Genomic DNA, 23120 nt, shown 5'->3' on the forward strand with positions numbered 1-23120 from the left:
TTACTCTAAGTTTTGGAGAGCTTTTAAGCACCCATACAAAGCAGAACGGCCGTTTAATTTTGGTAATTGAATGTATTCAGTTAAATTTGGCGTTTTAAGATAGTTATTAAGGCGCTTTGCGAAGTTAGCACGAACTAAGTCGATGAAATTAGCTTTTTGCATCACGCCGCCACCTAATTTAATTGCTTCTGGTCTCAGAATCACTGTATAAGCTAGAAGTGCTTGCGCTAAGTAATTGGCTAAGATTGCAAAGATAGGCTGATTTATATCCAAGTCTTGGCCGTTAATTCCCAAACGAGCTTTGATACTAGGGCCAGCTGCCATACCTTCGAGGCAATATTTGTGGAAAGGACAAGTGCCTGTGAATTTGTCGTTAGGATTAGGTGTAACTAAAATATGTCCCATTTCAGGATGACCATATGCATTTAGAATTTTACCAGAATGCACATATCCACCGCCTATGCCAGTGCCGACAGTGAGATAAAGGACAGAGCCTAATTTAGCTTCAGCTGCATAATATTCACCTAAGGCAGCTAGATTTACATCTGTATCGAAAACAATCGGGATATTTGGGAAAACAGACTTAAAAGCACCGACAAAGTTATAATTTTGCCAAGCCAATTTAGGGGTGCTTGTGATATAGCCATACTTTTTGTTCAAAGGATTTATTTCAAGCGGACCAAAGCTAGCAATTGCTAAGCCGGTTAGTTTTTCTGGCAGATTTTGGAAATAAGCGATAACCTCAGGAATTGTCTTATCTGGTGTTAGGGTAGGGAGGCTGACTGACTCGCTTAATTCGCCTTTAGCATTCGCGTGGGCTAAAACAAATTTTGTACCACCAGCTTCGATTAAACCGTACATAATTGACCTCTTTCAAATATAATATTTTTCTAATTCGTACTTTTACTTGCGAGACTAATTTACTTGCAAGCTGAACTATTTGCTTGCTTAGCTAACATTTTCTTATAAAGATCCTCATAGAAAGCTGGAACTTTACAATATTCAGCAATAGCGTAAGCGGTGAAACTGACTAATAGCAAACTGAATAGGTAGGAAAAAGCACCGCCACTCATCTCAAACACAAGTAATGCTGATGTGATAGGTGTTCTTACAATGGCACTAAAATGGGCGCAGAGAGCGAGCAAGACGAAGAAATACAAATCTTTTGGTTGGAGTAAGCCTAGATATATCAAGGTGCTAGCGTATAAATTACCAATTACAGCCCCGATGACTAAGAGCGGAACTAAATTGCCACCTGGCACGCTGATACCGAATGCCAAAAACAGTAAGAGCAATTTGGCAATGTAGAAGTAACATAACAAGCGTAAATTGCCAGATACGGCCCAATTTGGTTCCATCATTTCTTCGCCAACGCCAAATAAGTGTGGATCGAAATAAATCCAAATGGCAGCAATGATAAATGGCAGGTAAAACTTGTAGCGATCTTTAACTTTGCTTAGAGCGTAAAATTTATTACTGTTTAGAATTAGATAGCTAAAAAGAATTCCCGATGCTGCCGTGACGATAGCTAAACCAATCACGAAAAGGTAATAATTAGCTGATAAAGCGGGGAAATGCGGAACATTCAACAATGTTGGCTGATTTGGCAAGATGAAATTACTGACTGTTACAGCAATTAGAACTGTCAAAGTAGAAGTGAGGAATACCTGCTTGTTGATCTTTTTGGCTAACTCTTCAATATAGAAAGCTACACCAGCTAAAGGTGTATTGAAGGCAACGGCCAAAGCTGAGGCAGAGCCAGCTGAAACATAGTCCTTGTAGGCAGATTCATCTTTGACTGACTGAATTTTTGAAACAGCTTCGCCAACTAAGCCGCCTAATTGGACGGAAGGACCTTCACGGCCGAGAGTCAAACCAGAGCCAACTGTTAAGCTGCTTGTGATGAATCTAATTGGTAAAGCTGTTTGCCATTTAACAGTCCATTTGTTGTTGAGTAGACCGTAAATTACAGGAATACCAGAGCCCATGGTGCTGAATTTGTCCAAATTGGTTAAAAGTTGGACCACTAAGGCTAGGAGCAAAAAGCTAGCTAGGAAGTAAATGAAGCCGCCTGCTTGGCTCTTACAGAATGTAAGTAAAAGTCGCATGTTTTTGCTCACAAAGCTGATTGCTAATTTGTAGCCTGAGATTATTAATCCGGTAAAAATAGCGACAATGATCAAATTGATGTAATACTGTTTGCTACTTAGTTTGGAATTATTATCCATCTGTATTAAAGGCATGTTTAACCCATACTTTCTTTGCTTTTTCTAAATCATTATAGTCCCTAAAAACAGGGGAAATAAAGTACTAATTTAGCTGTTTGTTGAGTGTTTCATGCGCTATTAACATGATGACTAGAAAAATAGCAAGAAAATAAGGATAGAAGCCAATGGTCAAAGCTTTGGACAAGAAGCCGAAAACTTGCGGCATCAGACAGCTACCAATATATGCACAGCCCATCTGCATGCCGATTAAAGCTTGTGAGCGCTCTTTGCCAAAATGACTTGGTGTTGCGTGAATGATGGCTGGATAAATTGGCGCACAACCTAAACCAACTATAGTTAGAGCAATCAAGGCTAAAATTGCGCTATTTGCAAACATCAACATTAATAAGCCGAGCGTAACTATGCTCTGACCTAAGCGAATGAGTTGCTTGTCGTCTAATTTGAAACTGATAAAACCACTTATAAAGCGCCCAATAGTTATACCTAGAAAAAAACGGCTGGCATAAGTAGCAGCCAAATTAGCTCCCAAACCTAGCTTAAGCACTAGATAGCTACTTGCCCATAAACCCGTACAATGTTCCATTGCTGAATAGCAGAAGAAGGTGAGCAAAGTAGCTTTAGCACCCCTTAGTTGCCAAACATCGCGTAAACTAAGTAGCTTTGTATTTGCTTGCTGTTTCGGTGAGCTTTCAGCTTGCGTTGCATCTTTTGCTTGTACTGAGTTATTAGCTTGGTTGGTATTTGTAGCTTGTTTATCAGTTTGCATGTCAGCTTGCTGACTTGTATTTGAGTTAGAGGCTGAGGCTAAATTGGCAGTAAGCTCAGCTTGCTTGTGCCAAAGCGGTGTGCTTATAGCGACAATTACAGCCAAGGCGATTTGAATGTAAGCAATTATGCGATAACCACTTTGCCACGATTGCTTATTAGCTAGGGCCATACCTAATATACAAGGACCAATTGAGGCACCAACACCCCACATACAGTGTAACCAACTCATGTGCGCGCTTTTGTAGTGGAGAGCGACATAATTGTTGAGAGCAGCATCGATGCTACCTGCGCCAAGGCCGTAAGGAATTGTAGCAAGGATTAAATGATAAAAATTGCGACTAAAGGCAAATGCAAGCAAACCAAGCGCAGTTAAACCAATACTGATGGTTGTGATTTTGACCGTGCCTAAAATTCTTGTTAAACGCTCACTTTGAAAACTGGCAATAATTGTGCCCAAAGAAATAAGCATAGATAAGTGCCCAGCATAGGAAACAGGTACAGCGAAACTAGGGTAGATTAATGGCCAAGCTGCACCTAGAAGTGAATCGGGCAGGCCTAGACTGATAAAGGTTAAATAGATGACGAACAGTAAAAGACTGGTATACAAGTTGAAAGCTCCTTCCATTGGCCACTAATTTAACATAAGCAGTCTGTTGTAATTTGAGTATGCCTTGTTCACACATAAAAATATCGACTTTATAGCTTAACTGATAAGGGCGATACAGAGTTCACTTTATGCCAAATGACAATACTTAATCTCTAAAATATTTCCGCAATTTACGCCAAATAATAATGCCACCTACAATAAAAATGATTAAGAGAATGATAGGAAAAGCTAGGTTGCCGCCTTTTCAGGCAAATCAACTTTGAATTCATTGGAAGTTGTCTTGCTTGTTTCTTGCGTAGCTGTTTGTTTACTTGTTTGACTTTCAGAAACGATAGCAGTTACAGAAGTTTGGTTAGTTTCATGATCATTCATGCTGCTTGTAACTGTTGACTCAGTTGTGCTATTTGGCGTATTAGTAGCCAAGCTCGTTTGCCCTAAAATTATTGCAAAGAGCAAAAATGCACTGACTAGAAACGCACCAGCTTTTTGCTTTGTATACATATCACAACCCCAGTTCTATCGATCTAAATCTGCACAAGCTGGCTGACTTTTGTAAATTATCACAAACAGAATTGTAAACGTTAAAATTTATGACTGTCAATATTTGTTATTGTCATATTTGGCTAAATTAATTTTGTGGTGTAATCTTCAATATTAAGCACGCGGTTCACAAACCCCGAATAGAAAGTTGGATCGTGTGAAACGAGAACAATCGTGCCTTTGTAAGCCTGCAAAGCCCGAGCTAATTCAGCTTTGGCCATAACATCTAAGTGATTAGTCGGCTCATCTAATAGCAAGAGATTACAAGGTTTGTTCATGATCTTAGCTAAACGCACTTTAGCTTTTTCACCACCGCTCAAAGCAAACATCATAGTTTCAATATGCTGTTTAGTCAGGCCACATCTGGCTAACATGGCTCTAATTTCCTGATTCGTCGCATGGGGATAAACGGCCCATAACTCATCAAGAGCGCTTATAGCTTCGCCTTCATCTTCCTGTTCAAAAAAGCCACTTTCAACAAACTGATCAAGCGTGACTGAACCGCTTAAAGGCTTTAATTCACCGAGCAATGTTCTTAGAAGTGTAGTTTTGCCAAGACCGTTAGTACCATTAATTGCAATTTTCTCATTTCGTTCAATTTGAAAATTAAGCGGCCTTGTTAAAGGTGAAGTATAACCGATGACTAGATCTTTGACGTCAATTACGATTTTACCCGGTGTACGCGCACTTTGAAAACTGAAACTTGGCTTAATTTGCTCTTTAGGTTTTTCAACCATTTCCATTTTGGCTAACTTTTTCTGTCTTGATTGCGCCATGTTTCTAGTTGCAATTCTAGCTTTGTTGCGGGCGATAAAATCTTCCAATTGCGCAATTTCCTTTTGCTGCTTGTTGTATGCTTGCAGTTGTTTTTGCTTGTTGATTTCAGCCATACGCAAGTAATTGTCATAATCGCCTGTATAGCGTGTTAAACGGCCTTGTTCAACATGGTATATAACATTGACGACAGCATTCATAAAATCAGTATCGTGCGAGACTAAAATGAAGGCATTTTCGTAGTTCTGCAAAAAGCCTTGTAACCAACTGATATGCTCAGCATCTAAGAAGTTAGTCGGCTCGTCCAAGATCAAAATTTTGGGATTTTGTAAAAGCAATTTGGCTAAGAGAACTTTTGTGCGTTGTCCGCCGCTAAGCTCGCCAATTTTGTGATCTAAACCTAAATCTAAAAGGCCAAGCCCGTTAGCAATTTCTTTGATTTTGGCATCGAGGCTATAAAAGCCACTATGCTCAAGCAAATCTTGAATTTCGCCAACATCTAAAAGCAACTTATTCATCTCAGCTTCACTACAATTAGCCATTTTATCGTAGTCAGCGAGCATCTCTTTTTCCAATTTGTAATATTCACTAAAAGCTGATTGCAGCACAGCCATAATGCTTTGATTGGGATCGAGTAGGGCGTATTGGTCGAGATAGCCCCAGCTTATACGGTTACACCATTCGATTTTGCCTTGATCTGGCAAGCTTTGGCCCGTGACTAGTTTAAGAAATGTACTTTTGCCTTCGCCGTTAGCACCAACCAAACCAACGTGTTCACCGCTTAATAGACGAAAAGACACGTTCTCTAAGATAGACCGGCCAGCGAAAGAGATAGAAAGATCCGATACGGTTAAAATGCTCATAATTTATCCTCGTTAAATTGGTCAGATAATCTTAGCACTCAATTTGCAAATTGCGAAATATGGCTTTACTTACTTTTAGGATATGGCGTTGCTTGGTTTTGTTTGGGATATTGAAGAAATTTGAACAAAATTGGCTAAATGCATAGATTTTATCTTTCATAAAGCCTATTTGCACTCCAAAATGTATAAGCGCTAGTGCAAATATGCTATATTTTGCTTGTAAAAACCATAATTAAATGTGCAAAAGAGCAATGAAAAGATTTAGCTTTTTAAAGTTTTATTTGTTAAAGCCAAAATTGCACTTAGCACTAGAAAGGGTTAAGGGAAGTAACTATGAAACAAATGGGGCGCAAGTTTTTAGCTATGCTCTTAGCAGGTAGTTTTACTTTGACGTTGGTTAGCTGTGGAGGGCAGAAGCAAAATGATAAAGTGGTTGATGCAAGTCAAGCTGCTAGCTCATTAAGCAAGGTTGGAACATACCCAATCAGTGACAAAGCAATTGAAATGTCGATGGTTCGCTTATCAATGCCGAATGTTACAGATTTCACGACAAATGATTTCTCCAAGTTTATTGAAGACAAGACGAATATCAAATGGACTTATCAGACTGTCAATATGGATACAGCTGATGAACAGATCAACCTCATGATGTCCAAAAAGCCTTTACCAGATGCCTTCTTATTTTCTACACCAAAAGTTGCTAAATATGGCGTTTCTGAGGGCTTGCTATTACCTTTAGAGAACTTAATTAAAGAGAATATGCCTAATTTCATGGCTTATGTTAAGGAGAGACCTGAAATTTGGGGCCAGATTACACAATCTGATGGCCATATCTATGGTTTACCATCTATCAATGATTGCTATCATTGCAAGTTCCGTAACAAAATGTGGGTTAATACGAAGCACCTTGAGAAATTAGGCTTGAAAGTTCCTAAAACAACTGATGAATTAATGAAAGTCATGAAAGCTTACAAGCAAGCTAATCCTAAAGGTATCCCAATGTCTGGTTCAATTGATGGTTGGGGTCATCAATTCTATGATTGGATTACCAATGCTTTCATTTTGGATCCAGGTACATACAATGGTAAGCTTGTTTTGAGCAAGGACAAAAAAGTTGAATCAATTGCGACAACAGCTGAATATCGTGAGGCTTTGAAGTATATGCATCAATTATTTAAAGAGGGTTTAATTGATGATAGTGCATTTACACAGACAGCTGATAATTATCGTAAATTGATGAATAATGAGGGTGAGCCTGTTCTATTTGCTCCATTCGGTACAATTTCAGATGCTTATGATGTTAATGCTAAGCCAGAAGCATATGCAGCATATCGTGTTATCGAACCTATTAAAGGACCTCAAGGCCAGCAACATGCAACATTCTTCCGCTATGACGGTATTGCTGAGAACAAATTTGTCTTAACTAAAGATTGTAAGAATCCTGTAGCAGCTTTACGTTGGTTAGACTACTTCTATACTCTGGAAGGCTATTTAAGCATGCAGTTTGGTTCTGAAAAGGACAAGGACTGGAAACTTAATCCAGAAGGTAAGCAAGGCTTAGATGGTAGCAAAGCTCTTTACGAGATTATTAACCAATATTCATCAGATCCACAAAATCATGACTGGCAAGATGTTGGTATCAACTTTGCTACAGAGAAGACACGTTTCGGCCAGGCTACTGATAATGATGTTGATATTAAGAGTGCTGCTGGTTTGGAAAAATTGTTGTTCATCGAATCAAAAGAAAAGTGTGAACCATTTGCGCAAGATCCAAGCAAGGACTATGATGTTTTGCCAACTTTGAAATTTACTTCAGAAGAAACTGATCAATTGAACCAAGTTACAGTTGACGTTAAGAAGTATCTTGAAGAAAATCGCGCAGCCTTTATTCGTGGTGTACAAGATCCTAATGATGATGCAGCTTGGGATACATATGTAAAAGGCTTTGAAAATGTTGGTTTACCAACTCTGATCAAATTATCACAAACAGCTTATGATCGTGCTAATCAGAAATGATATAGCGCTTCATATTAATTAACTCCCCCGAGCGTCCGCCTAGTATCGGGCGGGCGCTCATTTTAGTAAAGGTGAAGCAATTTGCTGGAAAGGAAAAATATGGCGGCGATAGGAACTGACAACATGAAGACAGGCCGAACATTATTACTTAGTAAACGACCACGTTACAAAAATTATAATTGGCAATTTTGGGCAATAATTGCTCTGCCACTTATTTGGCTGATCGTTTTTTGTTATATTCCTATGGCAGGTGTATTTTTAGCTTTTAATAACTATTCGCCAGCCCAGGGTATCTTTGGTAGTCAATTTGTTGGCCTTAAATGGTTTAAGCAGTTTTTGTTCGGACCTTATGGTATGCGTACAATTATTAATACCTTAAGACTAGGTGTATATTCGCTGATTGTAGGGTTCCCATTACCGATAATTTTGGCTTTGTTTATCAATGAGGTAGGTAATAAACGTTTCAAAAAAGCTGTGCAAATGATCACATATGCGCCATACTTCATTTCACTTGTGGTTATGGTCGGTATGATGATGAGCTTGATGGATTTAAGAAGCGGTATTTTTAACCAGGTGATTCAAAGTTTAGGCGGCAAACCGATTAACTTTTTTGGCGATCCTAATGTATTCCCACATCTTTATGTTTGGTCTAGCGTTTGGCAGAATATGGGTTACTCATCAATTATTTACATTGCTGCTTTAGCTGGCGTGAGCAAAGAATTGCAGGAAGCTGCTTTAGTAGATGGCGCAAGTCGCTTCCAACGTATCATTCATGTCGATTTACCAAGTATTGCACCAACTATTGTTATGATGCTGATTTTCAATGTTGGCTCAATCATGAGTATTGGCTTTGAAAAAGCGTATTTGATGGGTAATAGTGTTAATGCTTCAACTTCAGAGATTATTTCAACCTATCTGTATAAAGTATCTGTGCAACAAGGTAATTACAGTTACGGTGTTGCAGTTGGTTTGTTTAACTCAATTGTTAGCTTGTTGCTATTTGTTGTAGTTAATTATTTGTCTAAGCGCTTGACAGACACGTCAATTTGGTAGGAGGGCTAAGATGAATTTGTTTAAACGTAAAAATATTCATGATAGTTTCAGCGATCGCTTGCTTATGATCTTTATTTATACTGTATTGATCATATTTACAGCTATTATTCTCTTACCACTGTTGCATGTTATAGCAGCTTCTTTTAGTGATCCGCAAGCTGTTATTGCAGGTAAAGTTTCCATTTTCCCTGTTAATCCTACATTTAAAGGTTATGAAGCTGTTTTGAAGTATCAACCAATCATGCTGGGCTTTAGAAATTCGTTGATTTATCTTGTGTTAGGTACAACGATTAACATTTCTATGACGATGTTGGCAGCCTATGCTTTGTCAAGACGTGAATTTAGAGCACGTAAGGCATTATCTATTTTGTTCATGGTTACAATGATCATAAGTGGTGGTATCGTACCGCTTTACTTGTTAGTTAATGCTTTGCATATGGATAATACAATTTGGGCTATGGTGATTCCAAATGCTATTTCAGTATGGAACTTGATGATTGCGCGCACATATATTCAAAATCAAATTCCAAATGATTTATACGAGGTTGCCTCGATTGATGGTTGCACACCATTTAGTTATTTCTGGCGGATAGTTTTACCTTTAAGTAAGCCAATTATTGCGGTGCTTTCCTTGTATTATGGTGTCAGTCAATGGAACTCGTATTTCAACGCCATGTTGTTTATCAATAATCCAAATCTTGAGCCATTACAGATCAAGTTGCGTCAATTATTAGTCTTGAACACAGTTGACCCGACGATGATTACGAATGTTGAGCAATTAATTGCCAAGCAAGGCATAACGGATTTGTTGAAATATTCTACGATTGTGATTGCTTCATTACCTGTTCTCATAATTTATCCATTAGTGCAGAAGCATTTTGTTAAGGGCATGATGATTGGCTCTGTCAAAGGCTGATAGAAAGTTGGTAGTGTGATGAAAAATTACCCAGAAAATTGGTTTACACAGGCAAAATATGGTTTATTTATCCATTTCGGTTTGTATTCGTTACTGGCAGGTGAATATAAAGGTGAGCGGACGCGTGGCTTAGCTGAATGGATACTCAATAATGCTGATATACCCTTAAGTGAATATCGTGCTTTAGCTTCAAAATTTAATCCAACTAATTTTAATGCCGATGAGATTTGTCAAAAGGCAAAAGAGTGGGGCATGCGTTATGTTTGTTTAACAAGCAAACATCATGATGGTTTTGCGCTCTATGATTCAAAAGTGAGTGACTACAATTCTGTAAAGGCAAGTCCCTGTAAGCGTGACTTTGTGCGAGAATTATCGGAAGCTTGTCACAAATATGATTTGATATTTTGCTTGTATTATTCTCAAGCGCAAGATTGGGATGATAAAGATGGATATCGCGCTTATCATGATAATAGTCAAAAGCAGTTTGAACGTTATTTCTACGGCAAATGCCTGCCACAGGTGAAAGAACTTTTGACTAATTATGGCCCACTTGGCATGTTGTGGTTTGACACGCCTATGGGTATGACATTAGAGCAAAGTAAAGAATTACGTGAAACTGTTAAAAAAATTCAACCTAATTGTTTGATTAGTGGCCGAATCGGGCATGGCCAAAGTGATTTCTTGAGTACGCAAGACAATCGTATTCCTTCGCATCCAATTGAAAAATTATGGGAAGTAGCAGGCACTATGAATGATAGTTGGGGCTACAAATATTATGACCACAATTGGCAAAGTGCTGAAACTGTTGTGCATAAACTTTTAAGAGTTGTAGCACGTGGTGGTAATTATCTGTTGAATGTAGGGCCTGATGGAAGTGGTAAAATTCCAGCTGCTTGTGTGAAAGAGCTAGATAAAGCTGGTAAATGGCTTAAGCGAGCTGCTGATAGTATTTATGCTACAAAGACGTTGCCTTTGTATGTTTATGAAGTGCCTAATTATTGCTTCACAGCTCGCACACACAAGCTGTATATAACTTTCTTTGCACCGCAAAATTTAAAGGGCAGTAGCGTTGATATTCCTAATATCGCTAACAATCTTACAGATGCTAAATGGCTAAATTTATCAACTGAAATGTTAGGATCAGTTAAAGCACAAGTTAAACAGACCAAAACATTAGAGGGCGACCCTTGTTACATCGTAACATTCCCGACTGAATTTAGTCAGGAATTGGCCTTAACATTGGAATTATCGTTAGCTGAGGCTGACTATATGCAAGAGGAGCTTTAATTTATGTTATTGACGATTGATATAGGTGGTACAAGCGTGAAAACAGCTTTATGGGATGCTGGCAATCTTAGCTTGAAAAAAAGCTTTGCTACACCAGATAGCTGGGAAGGCTTAAAGAAAGCAATTGTTGAAAGCGTAAATAATTACCGCCTTTATGCTGACATAACAGGAGTTGCTTTCAGTGTTCCAGGTATTCCTAATCAGGTGAGTGGTAGAGTTGAGGGCGCAAGTTCACTTTATTATATTCATGAACCTAATTTTTTAGGTGAGATATCAGCCTTGGTCAAATTGCCATTAAGCTTTGAAAATGATGCTAATTGTGCTTGTTGGGCGGAAATGAACCAACCTGAATGTCGCTGCATTAAGAATTTGTTGATGTTAGTGATTGGCACAGGTATTGGTGGCAGCGTAGTTTATAACCGAGAGATTATTAGTGGTAGCCATAACTTTGCAGGTGAATTTGGTATGATGCTGGTTGATGGGCATAATGAGTTAGCTAAGTTGGGATCAGCTGTACATATGGCCCGTTACCTTTCTAAACAGAAGGGTAAAGAGCTTAGTGGTGAAGAAGCGTTTGATTTGGCTGAAAAAGGTGATAGAGAGGCCATATTAGCTGTTAATAAGTTGTATCATTATCTAGCTCTTGGTATCTATAATTTGCAATACATTTTGGATCCGGAATTAATTATTATTGGTGGCGGTATAGCAGCCAAACCTGATCTTGTACATAACATCAATGCCGCGATGGACGAGATTTTGCAATATGGACAGCGCAGCCCGTTAAAGCCGAAGATAGTAACAGCTTACTATGGCAATGACGCTAATTTGCTTGGCGCTGGTTATTATTTTCAAAAATATAACGCTTGATAAAGCATTACTAGACGATTAATAAGGTTGTCAGTTATAGCACAATAATGCTTATGTTGTTATAATCTGACAGCCTTGTTCGTTAATTATTTTGCTCAATTCTGGTTCTAAAGGATAATTGGTGATCAAGGTATCAATAGCTTTATAATCGTCGAGTTTGAAAAAACCGCTAGATTCTTGTTTGCTATCATCACAGAGCAAATATGTTTTGATTGCTTGGCTCATCATGGTGCGTTTGATTAAAGCCTGTGCATCGTCACCCTCAAAAATGCCGTTTTTGTTGATGGCTTTACTGGACATAAAAACAGCATCAGCAGTGAAATTTTTAATAAAGTCGATTGCATATTGGCCGACTATAGATAAGCTTTTGTGCTTAATGACACCAGGGCAAATATAGCAAATTATACTTTGATAAAAGTTTAGTTGCTCAGCAATATTAATACCGTTAGTTACAATTGTTATATTTTTAAATTGGCGTATAATCGGGCACAGTTCGTTGACTGTTGAAGATGAATCTAGAAAAATGACCATATTGTCATGTAGATAGCGACTGGCAACGTGGGCTATATAGGACTTTTTGGCTAGGTTTTGCATTCTGCGTTTGCTGATTGGTGATTCCATAGCGCCGCTTTCTATTAAGCCGACACCACCATGAAAACGTTGAACCATACTAGCTTTTTCTAAATTGATAAGATCACGTCGAAGCGTTGATTTAGAGATATATAGATGATTTAACATCTCGTCAATGCTAGCTGAACCGCTGTTATCTTCTAATAAGCGAATTATTTTTTTCTGTCTAATAGTCAGCATTATGATATAACTCCTTCATTTATCTGTATATTATACAATAAACATTTATTTTAGCACTTGTTTTCGTCTAATTTGTTAGCGGAAATAACAGTAAATCCAAAATTTAATTTGACACAACCAAAATAAATCAAAATAACTATTTTTAGTTTATTTAATTCATACTTAAATAAGCAATCACTTGTTATATCTAAATTTCGGCAAATATTTTAGGTTCTAAAACTCCAAATTTACGGTGAAAATCATTAGATAAATGAACTTATTTGAACAAAAGTGATTTAATTTGATTCTGGATGTGAAATTGCATCAATATTTCCATCAAAGCCACTCAAAATTAGTGCGATATGCTATATTGTGCACAGTTAAGTTAACAATTTATCACTTAGCCAACTGACTGTTCGGTAATCATTTAGGAGGAACTACACGTGAAAAAGGTTTTAGCGATTGATATGGGTGCTACTTCGATTCGAGGTATATTAGCCTATGTTGTTGATGGCAAATTGGAAACACGTGAGGTTATGCGCCAAGCACACCATATGGTTTGTGAGAGCGGACGTTGGTATTGGCAATGGGATGTATTAATCAAGGCAATTTCTGAAACAATTATTAAATACGCTTCGGAGATTTCAGCCATCGGTATAGATACATGGGGTGTTGATTTTGGCTTGATCGGTGAGAATGGTCAATTGCTTGATACGCCAATTACTTATCGTGATGATAAGCACCAATTAGGCATTGATATTTGTAAAGAAAAGTTTACATTGTCTGAGCTGTTCAAATTGACAGGTAATCAGATTTCCAGTATTAACTCTTTATTCCAAATTTTAGCTTTGCGTGAATTATCACCAGATTTATTTGCTAAGGCAAAAAAGATTTTATTGATGCCTGACTTGGTCAAATATTTTTTGACTGGTAACATGTCTACTGAAGCTAGTATATTGTCAACAACGCAGATGCTAAATTTAGCAGATAAGAATTTGCAATCGAAAATCTTCAGTGCTTTCGCTTTGAATGAAAATCTAATTCCTGAATGCCTAGAAGCTGGCTGTTTTGTTGGTAGCACCAAAACAAGTTTGCTGCCAGAACTAAGAGAATTTGACATAAAGGTGGTTAATGTTGCAGGGCATGACACAGCTGGTGCTGTTTTGTTGACCGAAGCTGTTAATGACAATGAGTGCTTATTCTTGTCGTGTGGTACATGGTCATTGTTAGGTGCATGTGTAGAGCATGCTTATTTGACAGATGAGGTACAAGCAGCAAATTTAACGAATGAACTTGGGGTTAATGGGCAGCCGCTACTCTTACAAAATATCACTGGTTTATATTTGCTTGAACAGTACAAAAAACAATTAGAGTCTGCTTTAGGACAGCCAATTAGTTTCAATGCAATTACAGAACATGTTAGTAATCATACAGAGTCATATCCATGCTTTGATATTGATCAGCCAGTGTTTGGCCAAGCAAATGTAAAAGCTAAACAAGCTATTGATCAAGCTTTGCAAGCTAATGGCTGCAATTTGCCTATAAATAGTTTTGACTATTTCGGTGTTATTTATAGTAGTTTGGTTGCTAAGTACAAGACGAGTATTGATAACTTAGTTAAGTTGACAGGTAAGTCGTTTAAGCGATTGCATTTGATTGGCGGCGGCTCACAGTCAAGTTATCTTTGTCAGTTGATTGCCAATAAAATCGGTGTGGAGGTGATTGCTGGGCCGAAAGAAGCATCAGCACTAGGCAATATTATTGTTCAGTTGCAAGCAGTCGGTGCAATTAAGAGTTTAGCTGAAGGACGTAAGCTATCTGAACATCTCAGCAATATTCATCATTATTACGCCAAAGGTAATTAAATATTTTAGTTAACAAGGATGTAAAGTCCAAATAAGTAAATAAAAGGTGCAAACCTAAAAATACATAAGGAGAAGTATTATGAATCATCCACGAATTGGTATTAGACCTATTATCGACGGCCGTAGAGGCGGTGTACGCGAATCATTGGAAGAACAATGTATGGGTATGGCAACAAGCGCAAAAGCTTTAATTGAAAGCAAACTGCGTTATCCGGATGGTGAACCTGTTGAGTGTATTATTTCACCTTGCACAATTGGTGGAGCTAAGGAAGCTGCTACTTGTGAAGAATATTTCTCTACAAAGAACGTTGTTGCTACATTGAGTGTTACTCCTTGCTGGTGCTATGGCATGGAGACAATTGATCTCAATCCATTGACGATCAAAGCTGTTTGGGGCTTCAATGGCACAGAGCGTCCAGGTGCTGTTTATTTGGCATCAGTTATGGCTGCTTATGCTCAACGTGGCTTACCTGCTTTCTCAATTTACGGTCATGATGTGCAGGACAAAGATGATCGTACAATCAAACCTGACGTTGAAAAGAAAATTCTTGATTTTGCAAGAGCCGCTGTTGCTGTTGGCGTGATGCGTAATCGTTCATACGTTAATATCGGTGGTATCGCAATGGGTATCGCTGGTTCACAAGTCAATTCTGATTTCTTGCAGAAGTATTTGGGTATGCGTACTGAATGGGTTGATATGACTGAAGTTTTACGCCGTATCACCTTGGGTATTTATGACCATGAAGAATTTAAGAAGGCTCGTGCTTGGGTTGAGAAGAATTGTAAAGTTGGTATGGATATCAACCAAGGCAAAGAGTTGGCTGAAATTATTAAGAAGAGCCGTTATATCAAGGAAGAAGAGCAATGGGACTTCACAGTTAAGCATGCTATGGTTGTACGCGATATTTTGTTCGGTAATCCTAAGTTAGCTGAAATGGGCTGGATCGAAGAGTCATTGGGCCGTAATGCAATTGCTGGTGGCTTCCAAGGTCAGAGAATGTGGACAGACTGGTTGCCAAATGCTGACTTTACAGAAGCTATCATGGCTACAAGCTTTGACTGGAATGGCAAGCGTGCCCCTGTACCATTTGCTACAGAAAACGATACATTTAACTGTATTTCAATGTTGTTTGGTATGTTAGTTACAAACAAAGCTGCTATTTTCTCTGATGTTCGTACTTACTGGTCACCAGAATCTGTTAAGCGCGTAACAGGTAAAGAATTAACTGGCGTTTCTAAGAATGGTATCATCCATTTGATCAACTCTGGTGCTAGCTGCTTGGATGGTTCTGGCGCTGCTAAGAATGAAAAGGGCGAAGGTTGCATGAAAGAATGGTGGAATATGACCGATAAGGACGTGCAAGCTTGCTTGGATGCTACAGACTGGTGCCGTGCTAACTATGAGTACTTCCGTGGCGGCGGTTATTCATCTCACTTCCGTACTAATGCTGAAATGTCAGCTACAATGATTCGTTGCAACATGGTTGAAGGTGTTGGACCTACATTGCAGGTTATTGAAGGCTATACATGCAAGATTGATGATGAGATTCACAAGATTTTGGATGACAGAACAGATAAGACATGGCCAACAACTTGGTTTGCGCCAATTTTGAATAAGGATACAGCTCCAACTGTTTATGACATGATGGCTAAATGGGGTGCTAACCACGGCGCAACAGTATATGGTCACGTTGGCGATCGTTTGATCACATTAGCTTCAATGTTACGTATTCCAGTTGTATTCCATAACGTTGAAAAAGAACGTATCTATCGTCCACATACATTCAATGGCTTTGGCACGAAGGACTTAGAGGGTCAAGATTTCAGAGCTTGCGAATTCTACGGACCAATGTACAGATAAATTAAATTGTTTTTAACAAGCAATTTTAAATAAAGTTTATTTACTCCCCAAGCTGACAGGGGGAGATAAGGGGTGCCCCCTGTCGGCAATTTTAAAAGATTGGAAAATTATATGTTAGAAAATATTAAGTTGGAGTTAATCGAATACGGCAAAAAATTGTTTGATACCAAATTAACCAAGGGAACAGGTGGTAACCTGAGCTATTATGATCGAAAAAGCGGTTATGTTTGCTTAACTCCATCTGGAATTAGTTTCCACGAAATTAAAGTTGAAGATATTGTTGTTACCGATATAGATGCCAATATCATCGAAGGTAACCGTGTTCCAACATCTGAGTGGGAAATGCATCTAAATTTATATCGTACGCGTCCTGAATTTAATGCTGTTATACATGCTCATACAATGTGGAGTACAGTTTTAGCTTGCCTACGTCAAGGATTGCCAGCTACAAATTACATGATTGCAGTTGCTGGTAAAGATGTACGTGTTGCTGAATATGCGACATATGGTACACATGAGTTAGCTATGAATGCAGCGAAAGCAATGGAGGGTCGCCGTGCAGCTATTTTAGCTAACCATGGTGTTATTGCTGGCGCTCAGGATTTAAAAAACGCATTCAATATTATTGATGAACTTGAGTATTGTGCTGAGATTTATTGCAAGGCACGTGCGATTGGTAATCCAGTTGTTTTACCTGATTCTGAGATGGAGTTGATGCTGGAAAAATTTAAGCATTATGGACAGAAATAATAGGCATAATGCGTAGATTTTGTCGGTAGTAAAGAAGAGGGGGGAAGCTATGGCAGATGCGATTCTAAGGATGAAGAATATTGAAAAATATTTTTCAGGTGTGCAAGCTTTAAAGAATGCATATTTAGAGCTTGGAGCAGGAGAAGTTGTAGCACTCGTAGGGGAAAATGGCGCAGGTAAATCAACGCTGATGAAGATCCTTACCGGTATCTATAAAAAAGATGGCGGAACGATTGAATATATGGGGCAGCAAGTTGAATATAATGGGCCAAAAGAGTCAGAAAAAGCAGGCATAGCTATTGTTCACCAAGAACTTAATATGATGAGTGATCTGACAGTTGCTCAAAATTTGTTTATTGGTCATGAGGTGATGAACGGTATTTTCATCAATGACGAGCAGATGTCTAAATATGCTATTGAATTTTTCCAAAAATTACATATAGAAATTGATCCATATAAAAAAATTGGTGATTTAACTGTTGGTAAGCAGCAGATGGTTGAAATTGCTAAGGCAATCAGTAAACAAGCAAAAATAATTGTTTTTGATGAGCCAACAGCTGCTTTGACAGATGCTGAAATTGAGGAATTATTCAAAGTTATTCGTGATTTGAAGAAAAAGGGTGTAGGTATTATTTATATTTCACACAGAATGGATGAGATTGGACAGATTTCTGATCGGATAACTGTTATGCGTGATGGCGAATATGTCGGTACACTCGATACTGAAGGTTGCACAAAAGCAGACATAATCAAATTGATGGTTGGTCGTGCAATTTATACTGAGCCAAAGACCTGTTCACAGGTGGCAAAAGATGCACCAGAGGTATTACGTTGTGAAAAACTTAATCGGGGTAAGTTTGTTAAGGACGTATCTTTCAATTTGAAAAAGGGCGAAATCCTTGGCGTTGCTGGCTTGATGGGCTCAGGGCGTACAGAAATGGCTAGAATTTTGTTTGGAGCTGATTTGCGAGATTCAGGTGATATTTACGTAAACGGTAAGAAAGTCAAAATTAATACACCTGCTGATGCTGTTAAAGCAGGTATTGGTTATTTATCTGAAGATCGTAAACGCTTTGGATTGGTTGTCGATAAGACAATTGAAGACAATACAGTTATGGCTTCAATTGATAAGTTCATGCAAGGCATTTTTGTCAATAGTCAAAAGACAAAAGATGTTTCTGAGAAGTATGTAACTGAGCTTAAAACAAAGACGCCATCAGTTAAACAGATGGTCAGAAAACTTTCTGGTGGCAATCAACAAAAAGTTGTTATTGCTAAATGGCTTTGCCAAGATGCTGACATTTTGATTTTTGATGAGCCAACACGTGGCATTGATGTAGGTGCCAAGAGTGAAATTTATCATTTGATGGATAGATTAGCTAAACAAGGTAAATCAATCATCATGATTTCCTCAGAATTACCCGAAATTTTGCGTATGAGTGATCGCGTTGCGGTAATGTGTGAGGGTCGCTTGACTAAGATCATAAATATCGAAGATGCAAGTCAAGAAGTGATAATGGAAGCAGCGACCAATGCTAAGGAGTGTTACTTATATGAAAGATAAGTTAAAAAAGATTTTTTCTAATCAGCAAGCTGTCGTAGTGATTGCATTGATCGTAATCTGTGCTGCTTTTGCAATGATTACACCTAAGTTTATGCAACCTACAACATTCACTAATATTGCTAAATCAGCTTATTATGTTGCATTTATGGCAATCGGTGTCACGTTCGTCATCTGTACAGGTGGTATTGACTTGTCAATTGGTACAGTTGCTATCTGTTCTGTATTGATCAGTGGTACTTTGATGGAAGCTGGACTTCCAATGTTCTGGGTTATTGTTGTTACCTTACTAGTTGGATCGTTATTTGGTTTAGCTAATGGTATCTTAGTTTCCAAGTTTGGCTTGCCAGCTTTTATTGCGACACTTGGTACGATGATGATTTCGCGTGGCCTAGGCTCAATTGTTTCAAAGACAAAGACTATTTCATTCCCACAAGGTGATAGTGAAGGTGCTTGGTTCCGTGAGTTGTTCATGATTACACGTGAAGGTGGAATTTTACCTAAGAATTTCCCAACTGGTTTTGTGCTGTTAGTTATTTTAGCAGTGGTTATGGGTATCATTCTGAAACGTACTAAAGTTGGTCGCTATATTTTGTCAATTGGTTCTAACAAAGAAGCCACACGCCTTTCAGGTATCAACGTTGCTAAGTATGAGTGCCTAGCTTATGTGATTACTGGTTTCTTTACAGCATTTGCTGGTTTGGCTTATGTTGCAGTTTTCACTACTGCTCAGCCTAATACGGGTAACGGCTTTGAATTGGATGCTATTGCAGGTGTAGTTATCGGTGGTACATCATTAGCCGGTGGTTCTGGCTCAGTTTTTGGTACGATCATCGGTGTCTTGATAATGACAGTTCTGAAGATTGGTTTCCCATATATCGGTGTACAGTCACACTATCAATTGTTCATCACAGGTTTCATTTTGATCTTTGCTGTTTATATGGATATTTTGAACCGCAAACGCAAAAACTAATGTTTTAAGCTAGCTAATTCAACTGAATAGCTAGCTTAGACAGTTCCCATAAGGGACTTAAGGGGATGCTGCCTTGGCAGCAAGTTAAATGGTATGTTAACCGATAAATTAATTTGCTCCAATTTATCGGGAAAATATAAGGAGGAATTTATATGAAAAGCAAGAAAGCCATAACAGCTTTATTGTTAGTTACCACTATGATGAGTGGTTTGTTGACAGCTTGTCAGCAAAAGCCAGCTGAAAAGAAGCCGACTGAAAGTAAAAAAGAAGCGGCTACTGAAGCCAAGAAGGCAGATGCAACTGAAGGAAAGAAAGAGACTGATGGCAAGGCAATGCATATTGATGTTATTGCTAAAGGTTTCCAACACCAATTCTGGAAGGCTGTTGAGCAAGGCGCTAATCAGGCTGCTAAGGAATTCAAAGTTGATATCACGTTCCAAGGCCCAGATAATGAGTCTGCAATTTCACAACAAATTGAATATTTGGATGCTGCTATTGCTAAGAAACCAGCTGCTATTTGCTTAGCTGCGTTGGATACAAAGGCTTCATTGGCTTCAATTAAGAACGCTCAGTCAGCTAATATTCCAATCGTTGGTTTCGACTCTGGTGTACCAGATGCTCCAAAAGGTGCTGTTAAAGGTAATGCTTCAACAGATAACAAGGCTGCTGGTGAGTTAGCTGCTGTTGAAATGCATAAATTGATTAAAGACAAATTGAACAGCGATAAGCCAGTTCGTATTGGTGTTGTTGCTCAAGAGTCTAACTCTCAATCAATTGTTTCCCGTACAAAGGGTTTCGTTGATAAGATGGTTGAATTACTTGGTAAAGATCAAGTTTCAGTTGAAGGTCATGATAGCTTGAAGAACGAGAAGGCTGGAGCTAAATTTATCATCGATGTTGGTATTCCAGCTGAAGTTAAAGATGCTGATGCTGCAGCTGTTGCTTCCGCTATTTTAGAGAAACAAGATTTGATTGCTATTTACGGTTCAAACGAATTTGCTGCTAATGCTATCATCACAGCTAATGAAGGTTTGGATAAGATTGGTGAAGGCAAGGTCGTTGCTGTTGGTTTCGATGCTGGTAAGAAGTTGTTAGACGCTATTAAGTCTAAGCTCTTTGCTGGTGCTGTTACACAAAACCCAGTGCAAATTGGTTATCAAGCTGTTAAGTTGGCTGTAGCTGCTGCTAAGGGTGAAGAAGTAAAAGATGTTGATACAGGCGCTCTCTGGTACAACGCAGAGAATATGGCTGACGAGAAGATCGCTCCATGCTTGTATGAGTAAGCTTTGAAACTGTAAGTTTGGGCCACCGATGAGAAATCGGTGGCTTAATGCTGAATTATGCATCATTCTTGGTGTCATAGATGAGGAGATAATCTTATGCTTAAAGGTATTCCCGCTATATTAAGTCCTGAATTATTAAAGAGGCTCTGTGAAATGGGCCATTCTGATCGCTTGGTAATTGCTGATGGTAATTTTCCAGCTGAATCAATTGGAAAGAATGCATATGTTGTACACTTGGATGGTCACAATGTACCAGATATATTGCGTGCTGTTTTAAAAGTTTTGCCACTAGATGCTTATGTGGAAAAACCAGTAAGCTTGATGGCTAAAGTTCCAGGCGATACAGCTCAAACTCCAATTTGGGATATTGTTAAAGCTGAAGTTGCTAAGGTTGACAAACGTGGAGATGAGGCAGTTGGTTTTGTTGAGCGCTTTCAGTTCTATGAAGAGGCACGTAAGGCTTATTTGATAATCACAAGTTCTGAAACAGCTTTGTATGGAAATGTGATTTTGCAAAAGGGCGTTGTGCTTGAATAATTAGTTTTTGGGTGAAATGATGTCAGCTAATTTTAGTTGAGTTTTTTGTTTGGTAAAGATGGGTGTTCCTTGTATTTAAGGGGCATCCATTATTTTTAGAGCAAAAAAATTCCCTCTTACTTTGATATGTACCCCTTTTACTGGACACAACCAGTGAAAGGGGTTTTGTATGAAATACGATTATGCTTTTAAACTTAATGCTGTAGAACTATATCGCTCTGGTCAGTGGATTGAGACACCAGAAGGTATAAGTCAAAAGAATTTTAGAAAAAGAATTGTACAATGGTCAAGAATTGCAGATATATATGGTCTTGATTCTCTTCGGCATCCAACTACATGTAAAGAACGTTCGGCTGAATGTAGATATCAGTTAGTAGCTCGTGTACTTGCTGGTGAATCACAAAAATCTGTTGCTATTAGTGCAGGAATTGATAGTGGATTATTGTCTAAATGGGTTCAGACATATAAAGTTAAAGGGTATGAAGGATTAAATCTCAAAAAAGGCAGAAAAAGTAAGAAGGAAGCAAACGTGAGCAAGAAATCCAAACCCACTGATTTAACCCCATCAGAACGTGAAGAATTAATTCGTCTTAGAGCAGAAACTGAATACTTAAAAACGGAGAATGAAGCAATAAAAAAATTAATCGCCTTGAGACACGAAAAATGGGCTGCGGAACTCAAGGCGAAAAAGCAGCAATCATCAAAGAACTCCGTGAAAAAGGATACCAATTAAAATATCTCTTAAAAGCTATTGGCATGTCTAAATCAACTTATTATTTTGAGATTAACAAATCAGATGTAGTTGCTGATCGCAATGAAGAATTACTGATTGTTATTAGAGAAATATTTGAAAAAAACAAGCATAGATATGGTGTTCGTAGAATTTATCATGAATTACTAAATCGTGGATATCATATAAATCATAAGCGAGTTCAACGCCTTATGCATAAAGCAGGATTAGCTGGTAAGCGTCCAAAGGAAAAATATCATTCTTATAAGGGCGAAGTAGGTAAGATTGCTGATAATGTAATAAATAGGGATTTCAGTACAACAGCACCATTGCAGAAATGGACAACAGATGTCTCTCAGTTTAATTTTTCATGGGGGAAATGCTATATCTCTCCAGTACTGGATATGAATACGAATGAAATCATTTCATATAATTTATCAACAAGCCCGAATCTTGAGCAGGTATCAAGAATGCTGGATAGAGCTTTTGAAAAATTCCCATCTGTTGAAGGGCTTATATTTCATTCAGACCAAGGTTGGCAGTATATGCATGCCTATTTTAGAAATACCTTACAGAAACACGGTATTGTACAGTCTATGTCGCGAAAAGGTAATTGTTATGACAACTGTATAATGGAAACCTTCTTCGGAAGACTAAAGAATGAGATGTATTACGGCTATGAGAAAGATTATTCCTCCTTCGAAGAATTCTCAAAAGCAGTTGAAGAATATATAGATTACTATAATAATAAAAGAATTCAGGCAAAAACAAAATGGATGCCTCCTGTACAATACAGGATAGCATCCATGTGTCCAGCCTAGTTCATAAATATGTGTCCAGTATTCTGGGTAC

20 protein-coding genes are annotated in these 23120 nt (G+C 38.3%); 14 read left to right on the forward strand and 6 right to left on the reverse strand.

The window, feature by feature from the left end; genetic code table 11:
- From PYS62_RS03240 to PYS62_RS03260, 5 genes are all read right to left on the reverse strand, one after another.
- Window positions 1–861, reverse strand: a complete 861-nt coding sequence (locus PYS62_RS03240; protein ID WP_315574145.1) for an ROK family protein — start codon at window positions 859–861, stop codon at window positions 1–3.
- A gap of 59 nt (window positions 862–920) precedes the next feature.
- A complete protein-coding gene (locus PYS62_RS03245) occupies window positions 921–2243 on the reverse strand; it encodes a chloride channel protein (RefSeq protein ID WP_066713571.1) in 1323 nt (440 codons plus the stop codon).
- A 67-nt stretch (window positions 2244–2310) separates the two neighbouring features.
- Window positions 2311–3603 (reverse strand): MFS transporter, encoded by a 1293-nt coding sequence (locus PYS62_RS03250; protein ID WP_066713574.1) that lies wholly within the window; start codon window positions 3601–3603, stop codon window positions 2311–2313.
- A 228-nt stretch (window positions 3604–3831) separates the two neighbouring features.
- Window positions 3832–4104 carry a hypothetical protein gene (locus tag PYS62_RS03255; RefSeq protein ID WP_066713576.1) on the reverse strand — a complete coding sequence of 91 codons (273 nt, stop codon included), beginning with the start codon at window positions 4102–4104 and terminating at the stop codon, window positions 3832–3834.
- Between the two features lie 122 nt (window positions 4105–4226).
- Window positions 4227–5780: an ABC-F family ATP-binding cassette domain-containing protein gene (locus PYS62_RS03260; protein WP_066713579.1), complete on the reverse strand. Its 1554-nt coding sequence runs from the start codon at window positions 5778–5780 to the stop codon at window positions 4227–4229.
- Window positions 5781–6113: 333 nt separating this feature from the next.
- On the opposite strand from PYS62_RS03260, the gene PYS62_RS03265 reads away from it, so the two are divergent.
- The 5 genes from PYS62_RS03265 (at window position 6114) to PYS62_RS03285 (ending at window position 11919) form a co-directional block, all read left to right on the forward strand.
- A complete protein-coding gene (locus PYS62_RS03265; RefSeq protein WP_066713581.1) occupies window positions 6114–7796 on the forward strand; it encodes an extracellular solute-binding protein in 1683 nt (560 codons plus the stop codon).
- A 99-nt stretch (window positions 7797–7895) separates the two neighbouring features.
- A complete protein-coding gene (locus tag PYS62_RS03270) occupies window positions 7896–8849 on the forward strand; it encodes an ABC transporter permease (protein WP_315574146.1) in 954 nt (317 codons plus the stop codon).
- Window positions 8850–8859: 10 nt separating this feature from the next.
- Window positions 8860–9765: a carbohydrate ABC transporter permease gene (locus PYS62_RS03275; protein ID WP_066713584.1), complete on the forward strand. Its 906-nt coding sequence runs from the start codon at window positions 8860–8862 to the stop codon at window positions 9763–9765.
- Between the two features lie 18 nt (window positions 9766–9783).
- A complete protein-coding gene (locus PYS62_RS03280) occupies window positions 9784–11052 on the forward strand; it encodes an alpha-L-fucosidase (protein ID WP_066713586.1) in 1269 nt (422 codons plus the stop codon).
- 3 nt (window positions 11053–11055) lie between these two features.
- Window positions 11056–11919, forward strand: coding sequence for an ROK family protein (locus PYS62_RS03285; protein ID WP_066713589.1), 864 nt, complete (start codon window positions 11056–11058; stop codon window positions 11917–11919).
- Window positions 11920–11970: 51 nt separating this feature from the next.
- On the opposite strand, the gene PYS62_RS03290 is transcribed toward PYS62_RS03285, so the two are convergent.
- Window positions 11971–12729: a DeoR/GlpR family DNA-binding transcription regulator gene (locus PYS62_RS03290; RefSeq protein ID WP_066713591.1), complete on the reverse strand. Its 759-nt coding sequence runs from the start codon at window positions 12727–12729 to the stop codon at window positions 11971–11973.
- Between the two features lie 422 nt (window positions 12730–13151).
- On the opposite strand from PYS62_RS03290, the gene PYS62_RS03295 reads away from it, so the two are divergent.
- The 9 genes from PYS62_RS03295 (at window position 13152) to PYS62_RS03335 (ending at window position 23089) form a co-directional block, all read left to right on the forward strand.
- On the forward strand, window positions 13152–14573 hold the full coding sequence (locus tag PYS62_RS03295) for a rhamnulokinase (protein WP_066713593.1): 1422 nt from the start codon (window positions 13152–13154) through the stop codon (window positions 14571–14573).
- Window positions 14574–14652: 79 nt separating this feature from the next.
- Window positions 14653–16434, forward strand: coding sequence for an L-fucose isomerase (locus PYS62_RS03300; RefSeq protein ID WP_066713596.1), 1782 nt, complete (start codon window positions 14653–14655; stop codon window positions 16432–16434).
- Window positions 16435–16545: 111 nt separating this feature from the next.
- Window positions 16546–17184: an L-fuculose-phosphate aldolase gene (locus PYS62_RS03305; RefSeq protein ID WP_066713622.1), complete on the forward strand. Its 639-nt coding sequence runs from the start codon at window positions 16546–16548 to the stop codon at window positions 17182–17184.
- A 49-nt stretch (window positions 17185–17233) separates the two neighbouring features.
- Complete coding sequence (locus PYS62_RS03310; RefSeq protein ID WP_066713598.1) at window positions 17234–18748, forward strand: sugar ABC transporter ATP-binding protein; 1515 nt, start codon at window positions 17234–17236, stop codon at window positions 18746–18748.
- Window positions 18738–19718 carry an ABC transporter permease gene (locus tag PYS62_RS03315; protein WP_082714294.1) on the forward strand — a complete coding sequence of 327 codons (981 nt, stop codon included), beginning with the start codon at window positions 18738–18740 and terminating at the stop codon, window positions 19716–19718. Before PYS62_RS03310 ends, PYS62_RS03315 begins: the two co-directional genes overlap by 11 nt.
- Window positions 19719–19870: 152 nt before the next feature.
- Entirely contained in the window at window positions 19871–21001 is a 1131-nt protein-coding gene (locus PYS62_RS03320) for a substrate-binding domain-containing protein (protein WP_066713602.1), read from the forward strand.
- A 96-nt stretch (window positions 21002–21097) separates the two neighbouring features.
- Window positions 21098–21538 carry an RbsD/FucU family protein gene (locus PYS62_RS03325; RefSeq protein ID WP_066713604.1) on the forward strand — a complete coding sequence of 147 codons (441 nt, stop codon included), beginning with the start codon at window positions 21098–21100 and terminating at the stop codon, window positions 21536–21538.
- 169 nt (window positions 21539–21707) lie between these two features.
- Window positions 21708–22271: a helix-turn-helix domain-containing protein gene (locus PYS62_RS03330; RefSeq protein ID WP_066713357.1), complete on the forward strand. Its 564-nt coding sequence runs from the start codon at window positions 21708–21710 to the stop codon at window positions 22269–22271.
- A complete protein-coding gene (locus tag PYS62_RS03335; protein ID WP_082714282.1) occupies window positions 22202–23089 on the forward strand; it encodes an IS3 family transposase in 888 nt (295 codons plus the stop codon). The genes PYS62_RS03330 and PYS62_RS03335 overlap by 70 nt, the downstream gene beginning before the upstream one ends.
- Window positions 23090–23120: the final 31 nt, after the last annotated feature.

This window comes from Amygdalobacter nucleatus (assembly GCF_029167365.1).
Lineage (GTDB): Bacteria > Bacillota > Clostridia > Saccharofermentanales > Fastidiosipilaceae > Amygdalobacter > Amygdalobacter nucleatus.

Bases quoted from the DNA above. Each gene is read 5' to 3' on its own strand.
- PYS62_RS03285 (WP_066713589.1), top strand. From the start codon at position 11,056: ATGTTATTGACGATTGATATAGGTGGTACAAGCGTGAAAACAGCTTTA.
- PYS62_RS03335 (WP_082714282.1), top strand. From the start codon at position 22,202: ATGGGCTGCGGAACTCAAGGCGAAAAAGCAGCAATCATCAAAGAACTC.
- PYS62_RS03275 (WP_066713584.1), top strand. From the start codon at position 8,860: ATGAATTTGTTTAAACGTAAAAATATTCATGATAGTTTCAGCGATCGC.
- PYS62_RS03325 (WP_066713604.1), top strand. From the start codon at position 21,098: ATGCTTAAAGGTATTCCCGCTATATTAAGTCCTGAATTATTAAAGAGG.
- PYS62_RS03265 (WP_066713581.1), top strand. From the start codon at position 6,114: ATGAAACAAATGGGGCGCAAGTTTTTAGCTATGCTCTTAGCAGGTAGT.
- PYS62_RS03330 (WP_066713357.1), top strand. From the start codon at position 21,708: ATGAAATACGATTATGCTTTTAAACTTAATGCTGTAGAACTATATCGC.
- PYS62_RS03290 (WP_066713591.1), bottom strand. From the start codon at position 12,729: ATGCTGACTATTAGACAGAAAAAAATAATTCGCTTATTAGAAGATAAC.
- PYS62_RS03255 (WP_066713576.1), bottom strand. From the start codon at position 4,104: ATGTATACAAAGCAAAAAGCTGGTGCGTTTCTAGTCAGTGCATTTTTG.
- PYS62_RS03300 (WP_066713596.1), top strand. From the start codon at position 14,653: ATGAATCATCCACGAATTGGTATTAGACCTATTATCGACGGCCGTAGA.
- PYS62_RS03310 (WP_066713598.1), top strand. From the start codon at position 17,234: ATGGCAGATGCGATTCTAAGGATGAAGAATATTGAAAAATATTTTTCA.
- PYS62_RS03270 (WP_315574146.1), top strand. From the start codon at position 7,896: ATGGCGGCGATAGGAACTGACAACATGAAGACAGGCCGAACATTATTA.
- PYS62_RS03305 (WP_066713622.1), top strand. From the start codon at position 16,546: ATGTTAGAAAATATTAAGTTGGAGTTAATCGAATACGGCAAAAAATTG.
- PYS62_RS03245 (WP_066713571.1), bottom strand. From the start codon at position 2,243: ATGCCTTTAATACAGATGGATAATAATTCCAAACTAAGTAGCAAACAG.
- PYS62_RS03240 (WP_315574145.1), bottom strand. From the start codon at position 861: ATGTACGGTTTAATCGAAGCTGGTGGTACAAAATTTGTTTTAGCCCAC.
- PYS62_RS03280 (WP_066713586.1), top strand. From the start codon at position 9,784: ATGAAAAATTACCCAGAAAATTGGTTTACACAGGCAAAATATGGTTTA.
- PYS62_RS03315 (WP_082714294.1), top strand. From the start codon at position 18,738: ATGAAAGATAAGTTAAAAAAGATTTTTTCTAATCAGCAAGCTGTCGTA.
- PYS62_RS03260 (WP_066713579.1), bottom strand. From the start codon at position 5,780: ATGAGCATTTTAACCGTATCGGATCTTTCTATCTCTTTCGCTGGCCGG.
- PYS62_RS03320 (WP_066713602.1), top strand. From the start codon at position 19,871: ATGAAAAGCAAGAAAGCCATAACAGCTTTATTGTTAGTTACCACTATG.